Source organism: uncultured Campylobacter sp. (genome assembly GCF_937890585.1).
Taxonomy (GTDB): Bacteria; Campylobacterota; Campylobacteria; order Campylobacterales; family Campylobacteraceae; genus Campylobacter_A.
The window spans coordinates 1-1,285 of record NZ_CALACG010000206.1; the positions used below are offsets into that span (position 1 = coordinate 1).

The 1,285-nt window shown below is 39.5% G+C and carries 3 protein-coding genes; all 3 read right to left on the reverse strand.

Translation table 11 applies throughout. From position 1 onward, the window contains the following. Positions 1-13: 13 nt before the first annotated feature. From Q0296_RS06055 to Q0296_RS06065, 3 genes are read right to left on the reverse strand one after another with little or no spacing between them, the layout of a single operon-like run. Positions 14-322: an SCO family protein gene (locus tag Q0296_RS06055; RefSeq protein ID WP_298038059.1), complete on the reverse strand. Its 309-nt coding sequence runs from the start codon at positions 320-322 to the stop codon at positions 14-16. A 9-nt stretch (positions 323-331) separates the two neighbouring features. Then, the gene (locus tag Q0296_RS06060) at positions 332-799 is read right to left on the reverse strand and encodes a hypothetical protein (protein WP_298038061.1); all 468 of its coding nucleotides are present in this window, start codon (positions 797-799) and stop codon (positions 332-334) included. After that, complete coding sequence (locus Q0296_RS06065) at positions 799-1,221, reverse strand: copper chaperone PCu(A)C (RefSeq protein WP_298038063.1); 423 nt, start codon at positions 1,219-1,221, stop codon at positions 799-801. Before Q0296_RS06065 ends, Q0296_RS06060 begins: the two co-directional genes overlap by 1 nt. Between the last annotated feature and the right edge of the window lie 64 nt (positions 1,222-1,285).

Consider the following 1,285-nt stretch of genomic DNA (forward strand, 5'->3'; position numbering starts at 1 on the left):
TTCGTCGGCAGCGTCAGATGTGTATAAGAGACAGATTTTCAGGCGTGTCACGATCAGGATCAAGAGTGATGAAAAGTAGCTCAAAGTCGTCTCTTTTTAGTTTATTTAGCTCATCGCCCACAAGAGAGAGCGTAGTAGGGCAGACATCGGGGCAGTAAAGATAACCAAAATATATCGCTTTATACTTGCCGTTATAGTTTTTAAGACTCACTTCGCCATGCTCTGAAAGCGCCTTAAAATCATACTTGTTTGGCTTTATAAAAAGCATCGCAAGACCAGCACATATTAAGATTATTATCAAGCCCCAAAGTGTCTTTTTCATCATTTGCCCTTACATTTTTAGATCAAGATCGACAAAAAATCCAGTATCTTTTTCGCCATCAAGCAGCTTAAATCTATACCTCATAAGATCGACCACGCAAGCACTTAGCACGACTTGGGCTATTAGGTTATCGCCCCTTTGATCAAGCCTTGCCTTTATAGAACCCATGTTCATATTTATGCCATCGATTACAAGATTTGGATCTTTTAGTCCTAAATTTTTGCCATTAATGATCTTAAAGCTAAACGGTCTCATCGCAAAGATCGGTCGTGGCGTCATATCTATCTTTAGACTAGTGCCATTAAATTTAACCTCGCAAGCGCCTTTGTTTAGGTCGCATTTTAGAGGATTTAGCGAGGTGTTCACATCGGCAAATTCGGGCGGGTCATCATAGCTGGTGGTCATAAATTTATGCCCTATCCAAAAAGTACCCGCCACGATAAAGATAAGTGAAAAAATAGCTAATATTTTTTTCATTATTTGAAGTTTTTGGTTACTCCGACATTGTCAAGCTTGATGACCTCGCCGTTGCTAAATTTAAGCTCCAAATCAACCTTGTCGCCGTCATTTACTGGCTTATTTAGATCCATAAGCATGATGTGAAGGCCACCAGGCGCTAGCTTTGTTTCGCCATTTTTTGGGATCACGGCATCATCTATCTTGACCATAGCCATCATGCCATCAACCATCTTGTGAGTGTGGATTTCTGTGCTTTTGCAAACGCTTGAGTGAGCGCTAAGTAGCTTTACATCAGCATTTGAAGCATTTTTGATATCCATGAAAATAGCACTGTTGTTTGTACCCGGCTTTGTATCTCTAGCTCTAACATTTTCTAGGCTTATATCAGCCGCCATAAGAGTAGAAGCTACTAGCATAGCACCAAAAACAAGTTTTTTCATATATTTTCCTTTGTGGTAAATTTAATAATTGTTCTCACATTATACATTCAGACGAGCTTAATTT